The following is a 21409-nucleotide window of genomic DNA, read 5'->3' on the forward strand; positions in this document are numbered from 1 at the left end:
ATTTGCCGCCTGTATAGGTAGGCAGGCTGAACGGATACGCTACGCAAGAGGCTACATCAAATGGGCCTGGGCCACTACATCAGAATAATACAGGCAGGGAAGAAAGGCATTTTGGGTGTAGTTGTGTTGGTTTATTAAAAAACTTAAACTTATAATTAAATATCCATAAATACATCATTACATTTATAGACTAAAATTCTAAAGTTGCATTAAGTATGCGAAGCAAAGGGGTTCTGTTACGGTTAGTTCTGGTCTGGCTGATGATGGCGGTCACCTCAACAGTCCAGGCCCAGCATTACTTCTTCGGCAATCCTATCATCCGGAATTACAAGCCCGAGGAGTTCAAGGGAGGCATCCAGAGCTGGGGCATTGTGCAGGATGACCGGGAGGTGCTGTACATCGCCAATAACTTTGGTTTGCTGGAATTTGACGGTGCCACCTGGCAACTGCATTCTTCCAAAAACGGCATTAAAATGCGGGCTGTGTATGTGGGCAAGGATAACCGGGTCTATGTGGGCAGCCAGGCCAACTTCGGGTTCTACAAGCCCAATAAGCAGGGCATACTCCAGTACTTCTCTCTCGCCGACAGCCTGCCCCAGAAGTACCGCAACTTTGACGAGGTCTGGCGCATCTATGAGCAGGATGGCCAGGTGTACTTTTTCACCTTCAAGAATATCTACGCCTATACCCCGGGCAAAAAGCTTCAGGTCATAGCGCCGGGCAGCCCCTTGAGTTTCTCCTACCAGGTAAACAAAGAGATCTATACCCTCATGGTGGGCAAGGGACTGGGTCTGTTAGAGAACAATAAACTGCGTCTGCTGCCCGGCACAGGCTTCTTCGCGGAGAAACCCATTGCCTCCATTCTGCCCTTCGCCAAAAACCAGCTTGTCATCTTCACCATCCGGGATGGGGCTTATCTGTACGACGGTCAGTCCGTGACTCCGTTCCAGATGGCGCCGGACCTGACCGGGGGCGGGCTCATCATCAACCAGGCGCTATTGCTCAAAGACGGGAATTTTGCCCTGGCCACCCAAAACAAAGGGCTGGTGCTGGTGAACAACCAGGGGCAGTTGCTCTTGAACACCACCATGCAGGAAGGCCTGCTGGACAATACCATCCACACCGTGTACCAGGACACCCAGGAGAACCTTTGGCTGGGCCTGAACAACGGGATTGCCATGGTAGAGCTGAGCTCGCCCTTTAGTCGGCTGGATGGCACCACAGGCTTGTCTGGAACCGGCTATGCGGCCCTGCAGAAGGGGAATGCCTTGTATGTGGGCACCAACAGCGGCTTGTATGTCTCTGAGGTATCAACCAATAAGAAGCGTTTTTCCCTGGTGCCCAACAGTACCGGACAAGTCTACCACCTGGACCAGGTGGGAGGGCAGGTGCTCATGGGCCACCACAACGGGCCTTATCTGATCAAAGACGGGCAGGCTACCCTGCTGAATGCGGCCACCGGAATAGGAGCCTGGGAGTTTGTGCCGCTGCCCAACGCACCGGATAAAGTGGTGATGGGTGGCTACAATGGCATAGGCCTGCTTTCGGCCACGGAGCAGGGGGTAAGTTTCCTCCGGAACCTGCCGGGCCTGGATGAGTCGTCCAGGGTGCTGGCCTTTGACAAAGACGGCGAACTCTGGATGGCCCACGGCTACAAAGGCATTTTCCGGATAAAGCTGGACCAGAAACAGGAGAAAATCGCCTCCGTTAGGTTCTACAACTCCAAAAACGGTTTGCCCTCAGACCAGTTGGTGAACATGGAGAAGATAGGCAACGAGCTCATCTTTCCCGCGCTCGTTGGCGTGTACCGGTTTGACAAGGCCAAAGACCGGTTTGTGGAGGACAAGCAGTACTCAAAGTTATTTGCCCCCAATGAGCACGTGATTGAGATGGAGCAGGACGTGCAGGGCAACATCTACTTTATCTCTAACCAGCGCGTGGGCAAGATCACGTTTGATAAATTCGGGAAACCGACGCTGGAGGACCAGCTGTTCAAGAACCTGCGCGAGCAACTGAATGATGACCTGAGCTCCATCCAGGTGCTGGACATCAACAACGTGCTTTTCGGGGCCAAGGAAGGATTCATCCATTACAACGCGGCCAAAAGCAAGCGCATGGTGCCGTTTCATACGCGTCTGGCCCGGGTGTACACCATCTCCAACGAGGCAGATTCGCTCTTGCTCTCCGGGCGCCTGCTGGACAACGCCGCTGATACCGAGCTGCCTTTCGCCCTTAACTCGCTGCGATTTGTGTATGCGGCCTCTTTTTACGAAAAGCCCGAGAAAACGCAGTTCCAATATTTCCTGCAGAACTTTGACACTGGCTGGTCTGAGTGGACCACCAAAACCGAGAAAGAATACACCAACCTGCCCGAGGGGACCTATGTTTTCCAGGTGCGGGCGCGTAATATCTACGGTACCGTGAGCCAGGCCAAAAGCTTCACGTTTGTGGTGAATCCGCCTTTTTACCGTACCACCTGGGCCTATATGGTATACACCATTGTGGGGCTGCTGCTGCTGGGAGCGGCGTTCTACCAGTTAGACAAGCGGTTCAAGAATGAGAAACGCCGCATTCTGCTCGACAAAGAGCGCAAGTTGGGCCAGAAGGAAATTGAGATCAGGCACATCACCAACCAGAGCGAGCAGGAAATTGACCGCCTGCGCAACGAGAAGTTCCAGGCCGAGCTGGACCACAAAAACCGTGAGCTGACCTATTCCACCATCCACCTCATCAACAAGAACGAGCTGCTGAGCAACGTGAAGCTGGAACTGCAGGAGATCCTGAACAACGGCGGGTCCGTTGCCCCGCAGGAGGAATTGAAAAAGATCATCCGAAGCATTGACCAGAACATCACCAGCGAGGTAGACTGGAAGCAGTTTGAACTCCACTTCAACCACGTGCACGGCGATTTCATCCACCGGCTCCAGGACCAGTTCCCCAACCTCACCCCGCAGGAAATCAAGCTTAGCACCTACCTGCGCCTGAACCTCACCACCAAAGACATCGCGCAGTTGCTGAACATCTCGGTGCGGGGCGTGGAAATCAGCCGCTACCGTTTAAGGAAACGTCTGTGCCTGGACCGTAGCGAGAATCTCACCGATTTCATGCTGAAGTTTTAAGCCATTTCTGGTTTTCGCGTTAAACAAACCGCCCTCGGTTTCAGGCCTGTTTTACAGAAAACAGGCCTGAAACCGAGGGCGGATGCATATTACCTACAAGGTAAAGTCTTAGGTAGGTTTTAGTCACGGGCTCTTTGGTATTGCGGCGGCCACTCCAGGTCCACGCCCAGCTGTTTGGCGGCCCTAAGCGGGAAGTAGGGGTCTCTGAGTAATTGGCGGGCCAATAGTACCACATCGGCCTGGCCGCTGGCCACTATGTTTTCCGCTTCCTGCGGGGTGGTGATCATGCCCACCGCACCTGTCATGATACCGACCTCTTTCCTGATTTTCTCCGAGAACTGCACCTGGTAGCCAGGCCCTACGGGAATGCGTACCTTGGGCACGTTGCCGCCGGTGGAGGTGTCAATGAGGTCCACCCCTTTGTCTTTGAGAATGCGGGCCAGTTGCACAGAATCATTTTCGTTCCAGCCGTCTTCTACCCAATCGGTGGCCGAGATGCGGACCCATAGCGGGTAATCCTGCGGCCAGACTTCCTGCACGCTGGCCACCACCTCCAGCAACAGCCGGATGCGGCTTTCAAAAGAGCCGCCGTATTCATCGGTGCGGTGGTTACTTAGCGGGGAGAAGAACTGGTGCAACAGGTAACCGTGCGCGCCATGAATTTCCACCACCTTGAAACCAGCTTCCAGTGCCCTGGCCGCCGCGGTTCTGAAGTCTGTTATCACCTTTCGGATGCCTTCCTGGTCCAGTTCCAATGGCGTGATGCCACCTTCCTGGAAAGGGATGGCACTGGGCGCCACGGTGGTCCAGGCGCCTTCTTCGCCGGGGTGCAGGGCAGAGCCTCCTTTCCAGGGCGAGCGGTAGCTGGCCTTTCTGCCCGCGTGCGCCAACTGAATTCCGGCCACCGAGCCGTTCGCCTCCAGGAAAGAGACAATTCGTTTCAGGCCGGGCACGTGATCGTCTTTCCAGATGCCTAGGTCGTCTGGGGTGATGCGGGCCTCCGGCGAGACGCCCGTGGCTTCCAGGATGATCAGGCCGGCGCCACCCACGGCCCGGCTGCCCAGGTGCACTAAATGCCAGTCATTGGCAAAACCATCCTGGCTGGAGTACTGGCACATGGGTGAGACCACAATGCGGTTTTTGAGTTGTATGCTTTTTATCTGCAGGGGAGAGAAGAGAGTGCTCATAGAAATGTGAATTGGCAAGGTTGATTTATTCCCAGTGCTTACGAGTTTGATGGCGGCTTGTGTATGCAGGATGAACTTTTAATGCCCGAAAAGGGAAATCCGTTTTAGGGTTGTTTTGTAGAAAACAACCCTAAAACGGATTTCCCAAAGGTGGACACTCGGCAAGTTTAGCCTACGTATTGTTCCAGTTCGCCTTTCTCAGAGGCCTTGATCACTTTCTTCAGCTCGCCGGTTTGCTTCACCTTGTAAGTGGGGTTGGTGCTGTAAGTCACCAGGGTTTTCAGCGCATTCAACTTGACGGCTTTGGCGTCTTTGGCCAGGCTGCGGTTCTCAATGCAGAATTTAGAGGCACAGGCCAGGTACAATCCCAGTAGGTCAGAGTTTCCGCTGGAGATCTTTACCGGGGTTTCGTCAATCTGGAAGGTGAAATCCGGGGTGCCTTCCATCCACTTCAGAATAAACTGCATGGCCCGGAGCCGTTCCGGATTATTTTTGTCAAAAGGCGTTGAGATAAGGTAATCGGTGGCTTGCAGGACGGTGCTTTCGGCTTTGGCGTAATCTTCTTTGGCCGCCAGCGAGACAGACGAGTAGTTGGGTACTTCCTGGGCAAACACGGTGAGGGTGCAGACACTTAGCACCAGCAGGAGGAAAAGTTTTTTCATGAGGGTTTGGGTTTAGTAGGGGAGGTAAAATACAAAACGGGAGGAGAAGTCTGATAAACCGGAAAGAAAAATTGCCGGAAAAGCAATTAAGGCGCTTCGCCGGCAATTTTGTTACAACTTATCAGAAAATGTTCTGATGGCGTTTCCTCTTTCCAGGGAGTGGTGTTGTTCCCACTGGTCCCGGGCTAGCAGAGCCGCCTGTTGGAGGTGCCAGTGCCGAAGCTTTTCCTGCAGGCGCTCGCGGGCCTCGGTTTTGTTCTGGTGCTGAGAGCGCCTTTCCGAGGCTACCACCGCAAGTCCTGACGGCAGGTGCCTGGCCCGCACCGCAGACTCGGTCTTGTTCACGTGCTGACCGCCTGGTCCCGAGGCCCGCATGCTTTCATATACCACATCCTTCTCCTGCCAGGTGAAGGCCTGTGCGGCGTCAATGGCCTGAATACCTATAAACCAGTTCTTGCGCTTGTGATACTTCCGGAAGGGACTGGCTGATATCCACTGTACGGTGCCTTGCCACTGCTTCAGGAATTCAGTTACGCCTGGCCCTTTCACCAGAATAAGCGAAGACAGCAGCGTGTTGGGCAAATGGCCCGGCACAGATTCCAGTACTAGTACCTGCAGCCCTTGCGCGCGGGCTACTTTGAACAGAATTTCCTGCACCTGGGCTACCACGCGCCAGCATTCTTCAGGCCCTCGGCCCGAGGTGATTTGCATGATCATTTCCATCTCTCTCATGGGTTATTCTTTGTTCATGCGTACCACCTTCGGTAAAAACCTGCCCTGAATGTCTACCAACTGGGTCTGTGCCTGTATCACCGCTTCAATGTCTTTGTAGGCCAGCGGGAACTCTTCGGTACTGCCCCCAATGAGGGTGACACCCGCGCCCGCAATCGCCTTCTTCATCGCCGACATGGTAAAGCTCTCTTTGGCCCTGCCCCTTGATAATCTGCGGCCTGCGCCGTGCGAGGAAGAATACAGCGCATCGGCGCAGCCTTTGCCGCTGACCAGGTAACCTGCCGTGGTCATGCTGCCGGGGATGATGCCTAACTCACCCGCGTGGGCCGGTGTGGCTCCTTTGCGATGGATGATCACCTTCCGGCCATCGGGCAGGGTGTCTTTCCATGCGAAGTTGTGGTGATTCTCTACCCGCGCCAGCGGTTTCTCACCCATGGCTTTGGCTAGGTTCAGGTGGATGCGGTCATGGCAGGCTCGGGCGTAATCACCGGCCAGGTTCATGCTGAGCCAGTACTCCTGTCCGGCCTCGCTGTCCAGGGAGAGCCAGGCCAGTTGCTGCGCCTCGCGGGGAAGTTTGCAGGTATCCACGGCCAGGTTGGTGTAATGCTTGGCCACCGCAGCGCCCAACCCACGGGAGCCGGAATGCGACAGCAGCGCCACGTATGTCTGGGCCGGTAAGCCCAGACTGTTGTTCTCGGCCATCTCAATCAGGCCGAACTCCACAAAGTGATTGCCTCCGCCTGAGGAACCCAATTGTCTCACCGCTTTGCCGTGCAGTTTCCGGAGCAACTCGGTTTGCTGAAATTCCTTTCGGTCCAGCACCTCGTGTTCCTGCGCAAATTCCAGTCCGCCGGTAATGCCAAAGTGGGTGAATTCCTTCAGGGCTTGCTTCAACTGGTAAGTGTTGCTCTGCAGGTACCGCTCCGGCAGATCGAAAATGGAAAGCGCCATGCGGCAGCCGATGTCCAGCCCCACCGCGTACGGCAGCACCGCATTCTCCACGGCCAGCACGCCGCCAATGGGCAGTCCGAACCCGGCGTGCGCATCGGGCATGAGGGCACCTTGTACCGCCACCGGCAAGCGCATGGCCAGCTCCATCTGCTTTTTGGCCGCGGCTTCAATGCCCTGGTTTCCGTAGATTTTCACGGGTCCGGCGGTGGGCAGTAGCGTGTGCGACGTTAAGGATTTCTGTTTCTGAGGCGGAGCCAGTTTCAAGGCCAACGGGGCCAGGAACGGATGCTCCTGATAAGCATCGGGCTGCAGCAGTACCTCCTGCAGCACCTGTATTACTTCTTCTTTGGGGGCATGCTTGAAATGACGGGCGGCTAGGTTCATAGCCAATCCTCTTGCCACATCATCGCGGTACCCGATTTTACTTAAGTCCTTCGACTTGATAGAATATTTGCCCATAGGCGATGTTTGATTCTTCCGTTATCTGTTTCTTTTGATTGAACAGCCTTTGCATTTTGCGGCTGTTTTAGAGAAAACAGACCGATTTCTGAAACCAGGTCTGCCGATTTTTGAGGAATGACCAACATAGCGGTAAGGTGTTATAGGTTAAACAGGATTGATAAACAGGTTTGTTAACCGGCATTTTGAAAAGCCCCGTTGCCGGTAAATACCTATCAAGATAGACCACCTGATGCGCTGAGATAAGCACAAAAGTGCGTAGCCAGGCTATAAGCAAGTAGGGAGAGAGGATAGCTCTATTGTAGAGTAAAATGAGATGTGCTACCTGGGCGATGAATTAACTCATCCGTTCTTTTCGTAAAGAAAGGCACAGAGGGCCTGTTTTCTTGAAAACGAAGAATTAGTCATCTGCCTGGAAAGCAGCCGGCAAAGCACACGGAGGCTATTAGCTAATCAGAAAAGGTCTGAAAATATAGGTAATAGAGGTTGCCTTGCTGTTACTAAGCAATGAGCAGGAGGGGCGATATGTTGCGTACTTCTAGCATTGTTTTTCCTCCTGTATTTATAAGGGTTGCACTTAAGAGAGGAATAATAGGAGCGCAAATCTAGACTTACGGATTTATATTGGCAAGTAATTATCAGTTTTTAATTGAGCAGATACTAGCGTATAAAAGAGGGGCATGTGCAAAAAAATAGTGCGCAACCATAGCTGCGCACTATATAAAACTTGTAAAGGGTTTGCCTTAATTGAAATGGTACAGGAACGTGATGATGCCGTTGAAAGCCGGTTTTTTGCTGCCTTCAATCTCCATGGTCACTTCCAGGCGGGCCTTGATCACACCCCTCAGGTCTTTGGCCGAGAGCAGTTTCACGCGTAGGCGCAGGGCGCTGTCTACGGTTACGGCCTGGTTGAAGCGCAGGCTCTCAATCTCATAGTTCACCTGCATTTTGAGGTTCTCAATGGAAATGATCTGGCCCCAAAGGAAAGGCAGCAGCGATACCGTGAGATAACCGTGCGCGATGGTGGTTTTAAACGGTGATTCTGTTTTCGCCCGCTCAGTGTCCAGGTGAATCCATTGGTGGTCTAAGGTGGCGTCGGCGAAGAGATTGATCTGCTCCTGGGTAATGGTGTGGTAGTCAGACACACCTATTTCAGTTCCTTCGTACTGCTGTAAGTCCTGGAAACTGCGGATGGTAATCTTGCTCATGAAATCTCTTTTTCTTACTGGAATTTGCGGGGATGAAGGACTAAAGGTAACCTCTTTTATGTATTTGTGAAAGTTTAGCCGAAGAACCCCCTGAAACTAACGTTCCCAGCTGGGCAAATAGCTAAAAAGGAAGAGCCAAAACGCCAGTGAATGTTACCGGCGTTTTGGCTCTCTTTTCGGGAAAACGACCTTTAAGCGTCCTTCCAAATGTCCTCCTGTTCTACTTGTCATCCTGAAAGGAACTTGGTCGCGAACGGTAAAAGCGTGTATTCTCTGCTTTTCTAGCTTGCCCACAAGATCCTTCCAGGATGACAAAGGGAAAGAATGGACAGCCTACCTATTAAAGCAATTTGAGACCTTTTCGAAATTAGTTCGCCTCCAGAATCTGGAAGAGTTCATCCAGCTTAGGCGTGAGGATGATCTCGGTGCGGCGGTTTTTCTGGCGGGCATCGGCGGTTTTGGCTACATCCAAAGGCACGTTTTCGGCGCGGCCCGATGGGGTAATCTTGGTTCCGGCCAGTCCGGCGGTGGTCAGGATGCGGGTAATCTCGGTGGCGCGCAGTACGCTCAGGTCCCAGTTGTCCTGCATGCCGGCGGTGCCTCTAGCCACGGGTACGTCATCGGTGTGGCCTTCCACTACCACGTTCACGTCCTGTTGGTCTTTGAGGGCGGTAGCCAGTTTGCGCAGGGCGTCCTGTCCTTTCACGTCTACTTTGGTGGAGCCGGATTTGAACAGCAGTTGCTCAGAAAGCGACACGTACACTTTACCGTTGCGCACGTTCACCGACAGGTCTTTGCTGTTGAAGCCCAGCAGGGCGTTGCTAACCTTGGTGCGTAGGGCGTTCACCGCTTTGTCTTTCTCGGCCAGGATGCGCTCCAGTTCATTGAGGCGGTCTTCGCGGGTTTTGAGGTCTTTGCTCAGTTGGTCCAGCTGCGAGCGGTTCTTGCTCAGGGTTTCGTTCAGTTTGTTCAGTTCTTCATCGCGGCGCGAGAGGTCTTTAGAAAGTTTGGAGGACTCCAGCGCACTGTTGGCCATGAGGCGGTCATGGTTTTTGATGAGCTTGTCATAGGTGCTGCTCAGATCTGCGTAGAGGCTCTGCGTTTTCCTGAGGGTGCTGCCCAGCAGGGTGGTGTCGGCGGCCAGTTGGGAGCGGTACTCGGTGAGGTCAGCCACCTGCTTGGAGAGATCGGCGCTTTCCTTCTTTGATTTGGAGAGGGCACTCTGGCAATCGGCTTTGTCGCGCTCCAGCTTTACTTTCTGGGCCAGCACGGCGTTGTATTTCTTGGTAGTGGTACACGAGCCTAACAGGACCGTGCTCAGGAGGGCTACCCCGGCGTAGCGGAGCAAGGGTTGGTGAAACATGACAGGGCTTTGTAAAGTTAAAAATGCAAATTCAAGGGTTGTAGTGAGTTTGGGCCAGACGGTGAGGAGCAAAGAAACAAGTGCCTTGCCATCCAGATGCCGGCAGATACCCAAAGATAAGCAGGCAGGGATGTTAGCCAAAGCCGAGGCTCCGTTTTTAGGCTATTTTCCTTAAAAAGGGCCTAAAACGGAAGAAGCCGGACTTAGCGCCCGGCTTCTTTGATTAATGCTGTTTTGCAGCTTTCGTCTGTCTATTATAATAAAATCAGGACTATGGCCAGAAACTTAGTTGTTCTGGATCAGTTTCAGGATTTTGTCAAAGTTAGGCGCCAGGATGATCTCGGTGCGGCGGTTGCTTTGGCGGGCCTCCGGCGTACGGGTCATGGCCACAGGGGTGTACTGGCCACGGCCGGCAGGCACTACCATCTGGGGCGGTACCCCGTTGTTGATAAGCAGGCGGGTGATCTCGGTGGCGCGCAGCACGCTCAGGTCCCAGTTGTCTTTGTAGGTCACGTTGTCGGCGGCTACTGCTACGTCATCGGTGTGGCCTTCAATCATGATCTCGGTATCGCGCTGCGAGCGGATGGCGTTGGCCAGTTTACCCAGCGCACTCTGCCCGTTGGGGTTCACCTTGGTGCTGCCCGAGGCGAAGAGCAGTTTCTCCGGCATGGTCACGTACACCTTACCCTCGCGGATGGCCACCGTCAGGCCCTGCTCCTTGAAGCCGGCCAGCGCCTCGTTCACAGATTCGCGCAGCTCGTTAAGGATTCTTTCTTTCTGGGCTATCTGCTGTTGGTACTGCGCCAGTTTGGCGTCACGGTCACGCAGATCGGCGTTGGCTTGTTCCAGGCTGCGCTGAGCAGCGGTTTTCTCGTTTTCCAGCGCATTTTTACTTGCTTCCAACTCCTTGTACTTCTTACTAGAGACACAGGAACCCAGGACAGCTACTCCCAAAACTAAGGCGGCGGCGGATGAGGCGAAACGTGTTTTCTTCATAGGTGCTTATTTTATACTAATGGTTTGGTGACGACGTAAAAGAGCCCGGCGGGGGCTGGTTGGCTACCCCCTGAGACCCGGCTTTGAAACGGACGCAAATAAATAATAATTGCCTTAAGTATTCTAATTTACTTTCTGTTCGTTGTAAAGTATTAAGTAAGTGAGGTTTATGGAAGACGCATTCCGGAACCCGGCAGAAGCTTAGGCGTAAACGGCAATTCCAGGAAGACGGGCATTCCGGGGAAGACCCGGACAATGCACTTTCTGTTTTCAGGGTGGTTTCATGAAAACAGCCGCAAAAGAGCGCGGGTGCCAGGAGGGATGAGGGGGAGAGCGAGGCAGAAAAACCCAATCCGTGGAAAGCTTATTTCTTCTGGCACAAGGGAAAACAAATAGGACGGAAAACGGGTACAACTTCTCTGCACAGAGAAAGAGTTGGTTTTGGATGGTAAACTAGGGAGCTATCTTTTCTTTTTTATCTTTGCACGCGTATTGTAACTGCTTGCGGTTTCCCCACTGGAGGCTTCATTGTTGATAAAAACCTTTAGAGCATCATATGGCTTGGTTTAAAAGAGTAGAAAAAGGGATCGTCACCCCAACGGAGCAGAAAAAAGAAACCCCAGACGGTCTGTGGCACAAATGCCCCGAGTGTAAGACCGTCATCAGCACTGCCGAGCACCGGCAACAGCTGTATACGTGTGCCAAATGCGATTACCATGACCGCATCAACTCACAGGAGTACTTTGAGGTGCTGTTTGACGAGAACGAGTTCCAGGAGCTGGATGCCAACCTGAGCTCCTCAGACCCGCTGCACTTCGTGGATACCAAACCTTATCCAGACCGTATCAAGGCCACTCAGCGCAAAACCAACCTCAAAGACGCCGTCCGTACCGCCCACGGTACCATCAACGGCCTTGACCTGGTGGTAGCCTGTATGGACTTCAACTTCATTGGCGGGTCTATGGGCTCAGTGGTGGGTGAGAAGATCGCCCGCGCCATTGACTACAGCCGCGAGAACAAGATACCGTTCCTCATGATCTCCAAATCGGGCGGCGCCCGGATGATGGAAGCCGGTTACTCGCTCATGCAGATGGCCAAGACCTCTGCAAAGCTGGCCTTGCTTTCTGAGGAGAAGGTACCTTATATCTCTCTGCTCACCGACCCAACTACCGGAGGGGTAACTGCCTCTTTCGCCATGCTGGGAGACTTCAACATCTCAGAGCCGGGTGCCCTCATTGGGTTTGCCGGGCCGCGCGTGATCAAAGAAACCATAGGAAAAGATTTGCCCAAAGGCTTCCAGAGCGCCGAGTTTGTGCTGGAGCACGGGTTCCTGGATTTCATTGTGCACCGGAAAGAATTGAAAGACCGCATCCATAGCCTTTTAACCCTGCTTAAGCCCGAGGAAATTCCGGCGCCGGTGGAGAATGAAAAGAAAGCTGTAACGGTGAAATAAGCCTTTCTGGGCCCAGAAAATCAGAGAAGACCCGTCTCCGGAAGAGGCGGGTCTTTTTATTTCAGGTCTGGCACGATTATTATTGCACTCCCAATAGACAGGGGATGATTGGGAACATTTTATTTAAAATTCAGTATGTATCCCCGATACTAACCAACTTTAAGCTTACGTTTACAACCAAAAACCAAGACTATGAAAATTTTAAAAGGAACATTCACCGCCATGTTAGTAGGAAGTTTGCTTTTCTCTTCCTGCAAATCTAGCCAGACGGCAACCACTGATACGACCACGACTACCCAGAAAAAGGGCATGAATAAAACAGCCAAGGGCGGTATCATTGGAGCTGGTGGCGGTGCTATCTTAGGAGGTATCATTGGTAAAGCCACCGGGAACACTGCCCGTGGTGCTATCATTGGGGCTGCCGTAGGAGGTGCCACTGGTGCTGTGATCGGACGCCGGATGGATAAGCAAGCCGAAGAACTTGAGCGCGAGATGAAAAATGCCCAGGTAGAGCGTGTGGGTGAAGGTATCAAAGTAACTTTTGACGCTGGTCTTCTTTTCGCTACTAACTCTGCAGAGCTGCAGGCTTCTTCTAAACAAGACATCCAGAAACTGGCCGAGACTTTGAAGAAGTACCCAGGTACCAACGTACTCATTGAAGGTCACGCTGATAACACTGGTACCGATGCCATCAACCAGCCTTTGTCTGAGCGCAGAGCTCAGGCCGTTGCCAACTATGCTACTTCCCTTGGCGTAGAGCCTAGCCGTCTGCAGACCCGCGGTTACGGTTCAACCCAACCAGTGGCTGATAACTCAACTGCCGCCGGCCGTCAACAAAACCGCCGCGTAGAGGTTGCCATCTTCGCCAGCGAAGAACTGAAGAAAGCCGCTGAGCGTGGCGAGATTAAATAAGGAAACTGATCTCTCTTTATAATAAAGGCTAGCCAAACGGCTAGCCTTTTTCTTTTTGCTCAAGCCAAACAGCCGCCAAGGCAGTTCCAGCATCAATAGCGCTGCTAAGCGAATTCTCCCTCCCTGGAGGGGCAGGGGGTAGGTCTGTCCATTCTTGGAAATGAGCCCAATCCGCAACCATCATCCCAAACCCATTTTCAGCATGTTTTTCCTAAATCAACGCTGAAACGGCTTGGTAGCCAGGCAAGGCGGGGCTAACCTCGCGCGGTTTTCCGCGTTTAGGGGAGGAAACCAACAAAGCGAAGAGAATGGGAAAATTAACGAACGGGCTTTTTCTGGTGCTTTTTCTTTCTGCATTGGGGGCCTGCGACCGGGTCAAAGAAAAGGAAGCGGTAGCCGATCTGCCTAAAACCTCAACGGAAGATACGCTGGTTCTCACCCCGGATACCCTGGAAGTGGATACTGTCTTGTCAGAGACCGACACAGCCGACTATGCCGGCACAGGGGACTACGAGGAGTATGGAGAAGAGGAAACAGCCTCCGGTGCCGTGGCCAATAGAGGAACCGCAACGGCTACCTCCGCAAATTCTTCTTCCGCAGCTCCCGCTGAGAGCGGAGTGGCCAGGTCTTCTTCAGCCTCTGGTTCTGTCCCAAAGGCCACCGCCAGCAAAGGAACTACCGCCAAAAGAAAATACGTAAGGCCTACCCGGGCGCAGTTGCAGCAGGCCCTGGCGCGGGATGCCCGGCGGTCAAACCAGATGGATCTGCCCCAACTGAGAAACTACTGGCTCCGGCGGCAGCACTATTACCGGCGCGCCTCCAAAGACGTGAAGTACGTGGCCGGTGACACCAAAATCAAAATATCAACCGAGGAAACCAAGATTGAAACCCCGCGCGGGAAAGTGAAGATTGAGGGGAACGATATCAAGATCAAGTACGATGATTAAGCTCCGCTGAAGGCGGCAGGCTTTCTGCGCCGCTGATTTGTTTTGAAGCCGTTTTAACAGAAACAGGCGCAAAACAGATCAGCGGCTTTCTTTTTTGCGGGAGAAGCGCACCGCAGACATGGTAATGGCAGCGCCCAGCAGCGCCACGGCAATGTCTTTCTGGGCATCCCAGACATCGCCCTGGGTGCCCAGGTAGGCCATGCCGCGGGTAGGGAAAAAGACATCGGCCACGGCCCATTCAATCAGTTCATAGATGGCTCCCAGGCTAATGGTCAGTTCAATGGGCAGAATGTAGCTGAAGAAGGGACTCACCTTGGTTCGGGTCTTGAAGATCTCATGCATAGGGTAAGACAGGAGAAACCCGAACCCGAAGTGCACCAGACGGTCATAGTGGTTGCGTTCCAGGTGCAGCTGGTCTTTGACCCAGTACCCGAAAGGGTTCTCGGCGTAGGTGTACTGGCTTCCGTAGACGTGCAGCATCATGAACAGAAACATGCAGGTATAGCTAAAATCTGAGAACTGGAAGTATTTGTAGTAGGCCACCAGGAAAATGACCGCACTCAGGGTAAGCGTGTTCTCCAGCCACCAGTTCTTCAGGTCTGGGGTGTTAAAGCCGGTATAGGTCCAGAAAGCTCCAAAAAGGACAGCATACAGGATAAGGAGCGGGTTTCTAAGGAAAGAGGTATGGTGTTGATCGGTCGCGAAGGTGAAGGCCATGCCGAAGGAGGTCTTTTTCTGTACAAGATATCAGAAGCGGCCTGACAGCAGGGGCCGGCTCCTGGGGAATCTCTTAGGTGAACGATGAAGTTGTAAATGGGTTAGCCTACCGCTTCCTCCAGCCGGGAAGAAAGCAGTAGCTCCGGCCGGTGATATACCAGGGGCAGTGGATTGTCCTCCGGGTTCTGGGTAGGGTCACAGTGGTAGCCCAAGATGTGGTAGTCCTGCGCCAGCGGAATCAGTTTCTTATAGTGCGTGTGGGCGGGGTTCCCCTCAGAGAAAGTGATGTCATGGAAAACCGTGGTGGCTTTGGGCGGCATGCCCCGAAGAAACGCAAACAATGACTCGGGTTGACCCAGGTCTCCTGAGAAGACAATTCTTTCTCCGTTTTCTTCAAATATGTAAGCGTATGATTGTAGCCGCTCCGCGTGCTGGCCAAAGGTGTCCACGGCGGTGATGCCCGGCAACTCTGATAGCGGGATAAAATCGGCGTACTTCTCTGGTTTTTGTATCTGGAGCCGCAGGAACTCATAGATCTCATCCCGGAAATCATCATCGGGGTAAAGAATAGAGGGCCGGCAATGGGTGTTGAAGTAGTGGCAGTGCAGCAGAATATTGGCCAGGCTGCCTGTATGGTCATTGTGCAGGTGCGTGAGCAGAATGTATTCAAGGTTGCGGGTGAGCTGGTGCTGCCGTAGCGTGGGGTATACGGTAAAGCCACAGTCCAGCAGAATGGAGTGCCCTTTAAATTCCACAATTGCCGCGGAGTTGCCGTAGACCACGTCAAAAGCTCCGCCTGTCCCTAAGAAGGTGAATTTCATAGTCGTTTGTTCTTCAAAACACGCATTTGTACTCAAAGTGGAAGAGTATTTGACGCAAACCTTACCACCGGGGGACCGTTTAGAGGAGAAAATAAAAGATTATGGCTGAAGCGCATCAGCAACTTTCTCCTGCTGAAAAGATATGGCAAGTTCATATACGGCTGAATGAAGTTTTCGGTCATCTTTCCGGGCATCCGCGCCGCGATCCCATGCGCGAGCTTATTTCCACCATGCTCTCGCACCGCACCACCCATGCTAACGAAGAGAAAGCCTATTTTCAGATGCTGGAGAAATTCCCTTCCTGGCAGCAGGTGATAGACGCGCCGGTAGAGGAGCTCACCCAGGCCCTGGCGCCCGCCGAGTTCCCGGGGGCCAAAGCGGTAAACATACAGAAAGCGCTGCGCCTCATCCAACAAGACCACCCAGACTTTTCCCTTGATTTTCTCCATGACCTAGACGTGCCCGAGGGCATGGCCTGGCTTATGTCTTTGCCTGGGGTCGGGCTCAAAACCGCTACCCTGGTGCTTTTGTTTAATTTCCATAAGCCGGTGTTCCCGGTAGACACGCATGTGCACCGCATCAGTCAGCGGGTGGGGCTCATTGGTGCCAAGGTCACCCATGACAAAGCCCACCAGATTCTGCTGGACCTGCTGCCCAAAGATGCGCTGGTGCTCTATAACCTGCACCGGCACATGCTCAAACACGGCCAGAAAATCTGTACCTGGCGTGCGCCCAAATGTGAGGTCTGCGTGCTGCAAGACCTCTGCAACTACTACCATGACGTGCGCCTGAAAGGTCTGGATTAAGGAAGAACCTACTTCATCTTGATGGCAAAAAATGGATAAGGCTTACGTTGTTTTCTAAGCCCCTGTATTTATTGGCTGGTTTTCAAAAAGTAGTGCCAAAGGGTTTTGCAGTACTGCGCTCTATTCGTTTGGGCCTTTTAAATACTGGGCAAACAATTACCTCCCGTTCTGGTTTGCCTTCTAAAGGCTCCTGCTCTTCTTTCACATCACCATGCATAGATTTTACGCGCTCTTTTTCCTGATTTCCTTTTTCCTTGTTTTTCAGGCGCAGGCCCAAAACACCGGCAGAATCACCGGCGTGGTGCGCGATAGAAACACCCAGGAACCGGTGATTGGCGCCACGGTGACATTGGAGGAAATTACTCTTGCCGTCGCCACTGATGCGCAGGGCCGGTACCGGCTGGAGAATGTGCCCACGGGCAACTACAACCTCAAAGCTTCTTACCTGGGCTATGAACCGGTGACGCGGTATAACGTGCCGGTGACCTCGGGCAACGCCCTTACCCTCAACTTGGAGATTACCCCCAGCCAGAATAAGCTGCAGGAGGTGAACATCACGGCAGACCGGTCCATTAGGGCCGCAACGCTGGAGACCCCGCTGTCTATCCAGAGTCTGAGCAGCGAGGAAATCAAGAGCAACCCGGGCGGTAATTTTGACATCTCCCGCGTGATTCAGACGTTGCCGGGCGTGGCCGGGGCAGGTAGCACGGGCGCCGGTTTCCGGAACGACATTGTGATTAGGGGCGGCGGACCCGGCGAGAACGTCTTCTTTCTGGACGGGATTGAGATTCCGGTGATCAACCACTTTTCTACGCAGGGCAGCAGCGGGGGGCCGCAGGGAATTTTAAATGTGTCCTTTATTGAGGATGTGACCCTGAGCACCAGCGCCTTTGATGCCCGCTATGACAATGCCCTCTCTAGTGTATTTCAATTTAAGCAGCGGGACGGCAACCCCGACCGTCTGCAGGGTAACATTCGCATGAGCGCCACCGAGCTGGCTGGTACCCTGGAAGGTCCGCTCGCGCCTAAAACCACGTTTTTGGCCTCAGCGCGTCGCTCTTATCTGCAGCTGTTGTTCAAAGCCATTGATTTACCTATCAGGCCTAACTACTGGGATTTTCAGTACAAGGTCACGCACCAACTGGATTCCAAAACCACTCTCACGGCCTTGGGTATTGGAGCCATTGACGAATTCAGGTTTGGTATACCCAAAAAATCATCACCGGAAAATGAGTACATATTGCGGTCTAACCCACTCATTGACCAATGGAACTACACCGTGGGCGCCAGTCTGAAGCGCTCACTGGAAAACGGTTTTGTGCAGGTGGCTCTGAGCCGGAACGTGTTTAAAAACGGCCTGGACCGCTTTGAGGACGCGCAGTACGGAGATGAATCCCGCAGGGTGCTCAAGGCCCGGTCGCAGGAAAAGGAGAACAAACTGCGGATAGACGTGAATAAGTTCGTGGGCGGCTGGAAGTTCTCTTACGGGGCCATCGGGCAGTACGTGGGATATACCAATGACTTCTACAGCCAGATACGGCAGGAAGTGCGCGACCAGAACGGCAACGTGGTGCAACCCCGCGTGGTTCTGGATTTTGATTCCGATTTGAATTTCTTCCGCTACGGCATATACGGGCAAGCGTCCAAAGGCTTTTGGCAGGACAAACTAAGCCTTTCCCTGGGCGTGCGCACCGATATGAACTCGTTCACCTCTGACGGAAATAACCCGCTCAAGACGCTTTCACCGCGGATGTCCGCATCTTACGCATTAGCCGAGCAATGGAAACTGAACGCCTCCGTGGGAACTTATTACCGTCTGCCCATCTACACGGTGCTAGGCTACAAAGATGCCACCGGCGCTTACGCCAACAAGAACAGCGATTACATCAGATCCACGCATTACGTAGCCGGTTTTGAGTTTCTGCCTACCATTGCCAACCGCCTTACCGTAGAAGGTTTCTACAAGCGCTACGCCAATTATCCGGTTTCGCTGCGCGATGGGATTTCCCTGGCCAACCAAGGAATTGAGTTTGGGGCGATTGGGAACGAGGCGGTGGCTAGCGTCGGCAAGGGACGTGCCTACGGGGCCGAGTTCTTTTTCCAGCAGAAACTTACCCGCGGCCTCTACGGCTCGATTTCCTACACCCTGGTGCGAAGTGAGTTCACGGGGCTGAACAATGATAACTACCTCGCCTCGGCGTGGGACAATAGGCATCTTGTATCGGGGTTGCTGGGTTGGCAGTTCGGCAGGAACTGGGAACTGGGCGCCAAATACCGCTTCGCCGGAGGCTCGCCCTACACGCCGTTTGACCTGGAGGCCTCGCAGCGGAACTATGCTTCTTTGGGCACCGGCCTGTTGGATTATGATCGGCTCAACACCCTTCGGCTGCGCTCCTTCCAACAGCTGGACGTGCGCCTGGACAAGAAGTGGAACTACAAACGCACTACCCTGGACCTGTACGTAGATATCCAGAACATCTTCCGGTTCAAGGGCCCCTCGTTGCCGCAATACACTTTTGAGCGCAACGCAGACAATACCGGCTTCGCTACCACAGACGGTCAGCCGCTCCAGCCCAACGGCGCCAATGCCATTCCGCTGATCCTGGATGAAGACGAGGTGACCTTTCTGCCTACCATCGGGTTTGTGCTGGAGTTTTGAGTTGAAGCCCTCTGGGTGTTGAGGCGTTTTAAGTCGTATTTTCAGAAAACAGGTCGAAAGCGGATCAGGCAAGAGTAAGGGCTGGGCACCGCCAGTAAGTTAAATCCGTAAGCAATGCGTACCTTGCAGGTGCTAAGGCAGCCGTTTACCAGAATATGCGCTTAATTTCCCACCCCGTCCTGTGCAATTACTACGTTACCTACCGGTGTAACGCCAAATGCTCATTCTGTGACATCTGGGAAAAGCCATCGCCCTATATTCAACTGGAGGATGTCAAAAAGAACCTGGCTGATCTGAAGAAACTGGGCGTGAACGTCATTGACTTTACCGGCGGCGAGCCTTTGCTGCACCGGCAGATAGATCAGTTTCTGGAGGTGGCCCAAAGCATGGGGTTCATTACCACCCTTACCACCAACGGCCTGCTGTACCCCAAATGGGCCGAGCGCCTCAAAGGCAAGGTAGACATGCTGCACTTCTCGCTGGACTCAGCGGATAAAACCGAGCATGACACCGGCCGCGGTGTGGCCTGCTTTGATTTCGTGCTGCAGTCTATTGAAGTAGCCAAAAGCCTGGGTGAGCGCCCCGATATCCTGTTCACTGTTTTCAAGCACAACCTGGACCAGATTGAGCGGGTGTACGAAGAGATTTGCCTGCCCAACAAGCTCATGCTGCTCCTGAACCCCGCCTTTGAGTACAACCAGGTAGAAACCGGGGATCAGCTTTCCCAGGAGGAACTGAATTACCTTTCTGCGTTCAGCAAAAAGAAGTGGGTGTACCTGAACGAGGCCTTTGTGCAGTTGCGCAAAGACGGCGGCAACCACATAGACAAACCCATCTGCAAAGCCGCCAGCTCTACGTTGGTTATTTCCCCGGAAAACGAACTGGTCCTGCCTTGTTATCACCTGGGCGCGCAGAAGTTCCCGGTGCAAGGAAACCTGTACGAGCTGTACAACTCCCCCGAGGTAAAGAAACTCATTGCACTGGAAGGTCGCCTGCCTGCCTGCGAAGGCTGCACCATCAACTGCTACATGCAGCCCAGTTTTGCCGTGGAAATGAACAGCTACTGGTGGAAAGCCCTGCCCAGCACCCTTAAGTACAGCCTCCGGAAAGGCACCTGGAAACGCATGCTTTCCTGAATCTCGTTTTCAGCCTATTTATTCCAAAGATGGCCTGCTTCATTTCCGGATTTGACCTAGAGAATTCCTCTATTTTCCCGTTTGAGGGCTCTTTTTCAGAAATATTCTAGAAACTGCAAAAGCGTATGGGGGTAAGCCGTGGTTCAACTGTCCTATAAAAGGCGTGGCTACACCTTGCCCGATACTTTTTTGCCTTTTTTCTGGCTTAAAGGCTTTGTGGGTGGTAGAACACAGGACGCTGGCGCAAACCAGAAGTATTGGCGTTGCGTCCCTAGACCTTTAATGATGATCCTAGTTTGTATGATGTTAGATTTACCAGACTAATTCTTTTTAAAGCACATTGCTCTAGAAAGGCAGGCCAAGCGATGTTGCCGGATTTAAGACTGCTGCTGTTTTAGGCCTTAATTCTTTAAACTGGTGTTAAAGGACAAATAAGTGTAACTTTCTAAAGCTCAGGTGGCCCGGGATTTTTCTTAACTAGGACGCATGAGTATGTGAACAAAGCCTGTGTATATAGGCCGTAGCATTCTTTTCAGGTATGATCCGGTTTATCAGAAAATGATGTTTTTATCCTGTATGTTTAGGGAGATATTCAGCTTTTGTTCCATTTAAACTTAGAATATGTCCTACATTTTACCTGTTAAAGGGGTTCACCCAGTTATAGGGGAAAATTGCTTTGTGGCTCCTAATGCAACTGTTGCCGGAGACGTGGTCATGGGTGACCAGTGCACCGTTTGGTTCAATGCCGTGGTACGCGGCGATGTAAACCAGATCCGCATCGGGAATAAGACCAACATTCAGGACGGTGCCGTCATTCACTGCACTTACCAGAAGACCGGCACTTTCATAGGCAACAACGTGAGCATCGGGCACAACGCCATTGTGCATGGCTGCACCATTGAAGACAACGTGCTTATTGGCATGGGGGCCATTGTCATGGATAATGCCGTGGTGCAGGAGCACTGCATTGTGGCGGCCGGCGCAGTAGTGCTGGAGAAAACCATCTGCGAGGGGGGCTTCATCTACGCCGGGGTGCCCGCCAAGAAAGTGAAAGCGCTCACCCAGGAGCAAATCTCGGGCATGGCCCAAACCGCCAGTAACTATGTGATGTACGCCAGCTGGTTCCAGGAAGGGGAGGAGAAGAAATAAGCCGGACTGAGGTGACCGGCCTGCTTCGGTGAGCTAGTAGAAGCGAGTGAGTTCAATAAAAATTAACAAGCATATACCATTTTGAATATTTAAATTGTCCCGTATTGGAGTTTTCCTCAAGCTTGCCCCTTA

17 protein-coding genes are annotated in these 21409 nt (G+C 52.9%); 8 read left to right on the forward strand and 9 right to left on the reverse strand.

What is annotated here, in order from left to right; translation table 11 throughout:
• Nucleotides 1–215 precede the first annotated feature (215 nt).
• Nucleotides 216–3119, forward strand: a complete 2904-nt coding sequence (locus tag J3P35_RS06735; RefSeq protein ID WP_210463563.1) for a triple tyrosine motif-containing protein — start codon at nucleotides 216–218, stop codon at nucleotides 3117–3119.
• Between the two features lie 119 nt (nucleotides 3120–3238).
• Here J3P35_RS06735 and namA read toward each other — a convergent pair whose 3' ends face one another.
• The 7 genes from namA to J3P35_RS06770 form a co-directional block, all read right to left on the reverse strand.
• Nucleotides 3239–4306 carry an NADPH dehydrogenase NamA gene (namA, locus tag J3P35_RS06740; RefSeq protein ID WP_210463564.1) on the reverse strand — a complete coding sequence of 356 codons (1068 nt, stop codon included), beginning with the start codon at nucleotides 4304–4306 and terminating at the stop codon, nucleotides 3239–3241.
• Between the two features lie 167 nt (nucleotides 4307–4473).
• Nucleotides 4474–4968, reverse strand: a complete 495-nt coding sequence (locus J3P35_RS06745) for a hypothetical protein (protein WP_210463565.1) — start codon at nucleotides 4966–4968, stop codon at nucleotides 4474–4476.
• Nucleotides 4969–5079: 111 nt separating this feature from the next.
• Nucleotides 5080–5700: a peptide chain release factor H gene (prfH, locus tag J3P35_RS06750; protein WP_210463566.1), complete on the reverse strand. Its 621-nt coding sequence runs from the start codon at nucleotides 5698–5700 to the stop codon at nucleotides 5080–5082.
• A gap of 3 nt (nucleotides 5701–5703) precedes the next feature.
• Nucleotides 5704–7110, reverse strand: a complete 1407-nt coding sequence (locus tag J3P35_RS06755) for an RtcB family protein (RefSeq protein ID WP_210463567.1) — start codon at nucleotides 7108–7110, stop codon at nucleotides 5704–5706.
• A gap of 743 nt (nucleotides 7111–7853) precedes the next feature.
• On the reverse strand, nucleotides 7854–8318 hold the full coding sequence (locus J3P35_RS06760; protein ID WP_210463568.1) for a MaoC family dehydratase: 465 nt from the start codon (nucleotides 8316–8318) through the stop codon (nucleotides 7854–7856).
• A 367-nt stretch (nucleotides 8319–8685) separates the two neighbouring features.
• A complete protein-coding gene (locus tag J3P35_RS06765; protein ID WP_210463569.1) occupies nucleotides 8686–9681 on the reverse strand; it encodes an OmpA family protein in 996 nt (331 codons plus the stop codon).
• 285 nt (nucleotides 9682–9966) lie between these two features.
• Nucleotides 9967–10677, reverse strand: a complete 711-nt coding sequence (locus J3P35_RS06770) for an OmpA/MotB family protein (protein WP_210463570.1) — start codon at nucleotides 10675–10677, stop codon at nucleotides 9967–9969.
• A gap of 556 nt (nucleotides 10678–11233) precedes the next feature.
• On the opposite strand from J3P35_RS06770, the gene accD reads away from it, so the two are divergent.
• The 3 genes from accD to J3P35_RS06785 all read left to right on the forward strand — a co-directional run bounded on the left by accD (nucleotide 11234) and on the right by J3P35_RS06785 (nucleotide 13989).
• On the forward strand, nucleotides 11234–12130 hold the full coding sequence (accD, locus tag J3P35_RS06775) for an acetyl-CoA carboxylase, carboxyltransferase subunit beta (protein ID WP_210463571.1): 897 nt from the start codon (nucleotides 11234–11236) through the stop codon (nucleotides 12128–12130).
• 192 nt (nucleotides 12131–12322) lie between these two features.
• A complete protein-coding gene (locus J3P35_RS06780) occupies nucleotides 12323–13042 on the forward strand; it encodes an OmpA family protein (RefSeq protein ID WP_246850005.1) in 720 nt (239 codons plus the stop codon).
• A 308-nt stretch (nucleotides 13043–13350) separates the two neighbouring features.
• A complete protein-coding gene (locus J3P35_RS06785) occupies nucleotides 13351–13989 on the forward strand; it encodes a hypothetical protein (protein WP_210463572.1) in 639 nt (212 codons plus the stop codon).
• Nucleotides 13990–14067: 78 nt separating this feature from the next.
• On the opposite strand, the gene J3P35_RS06790 is transcribed toward J3P35_RS06785, so the two are convergent.
• Nucleotides 14068–14706: a DUF2238 domain-containing protein gene (locus tag J3P35_RS06790; RefSeq protein ID WP_210463573.1), complete on the reverse strand. Its 639-nt coding sequence runs from the start codon at nucleotides 14704–14706 to the stop codon at nucleotides 14068–14070.
• A 101-nt stretch (nucleotides 14707–14807) separates the two neighbouring features.
• A complete protein-coding gene (locus J3P35_RS06795; protein WP_210463574.1) occupies nucleotides 14808–15527 on the reverse strand; it encodes an MBL fold metallo-hydrolase in 720 nt (239 codons plus the stop codon).
• Nucleotides 15528–15628: 101 nt separating this feature from the next.
• Here J3P35_RS06795 and J3P35_RS06800 point away from each other — a divergent pair, with 101 nt between their 5' ends.
• The 4 genes from J3P35_RS06800 to J3P35_RS06815 all read left to right on the forward strand — a co-directional run bounded on the left by J3P35_RS06800 (nucleotide 15629) and on the right by J3P35_RS06815 (nucleotide 21277).
• A complete protein-coding gene (locus J3P35_RS06800) occupies nucleotides 15629–16333 on the forward strand; it encodes an endonuclease III domain-containing protein (protein ID WP_210463575.1) in 705 nt (234 codons plus the stop codon).
• Nucleotides 16334–16544: 211 nt separating this feature from the next.
• Nucleotides 16545–18992: a TonB-dependent receptor gene (locus tag J3P35_RS06805; protein WP_210463576.1), complete on the forward strand. Its 2448-nt coding sequence runs from the start codon at nucleotides 16545–16547 to the stop codon at nucleotides 18990–18992.
• 155 nt (nucleotides 18993–19147) lie between these two features.
• Nucleotides 19148–20128, forward strand: a complete 981-nt coding sequence (locus tag J3P35_RS06810) for a radical SAM protein (protein ID WP_210463577.1) — start codon at nucleotides 19148–19150, stop codon at nucleotides 20126–20128.
• 621 nt (nucleotides 20129–20749) lie between these two features.
• Nucleotides 20750–21277: a gamma carbonic anhydrase family protein gene (locus J3P35_RS06815; RefSeq protein ID WP_210463578.1), complete on the forward strand. Its 528-nt coding sequence runs from the start codon at nucleotides 20750–20752 to the stop codon at nucleotides 21275–21277.
• Nucleotides 21278–21409 lie beyond the last annotated feature (132 nt).

It is taken from the genome of Rufibacter roseolus, assembly GCF_017916365.1.
In the GTDB taxonomy this organism is placed as follows: Bacteria; Bacteroidota; Bacteroidia; order Cytophagales; family Hymenobacteraceae; genus Nibribacter; species Nibribacter roseolus.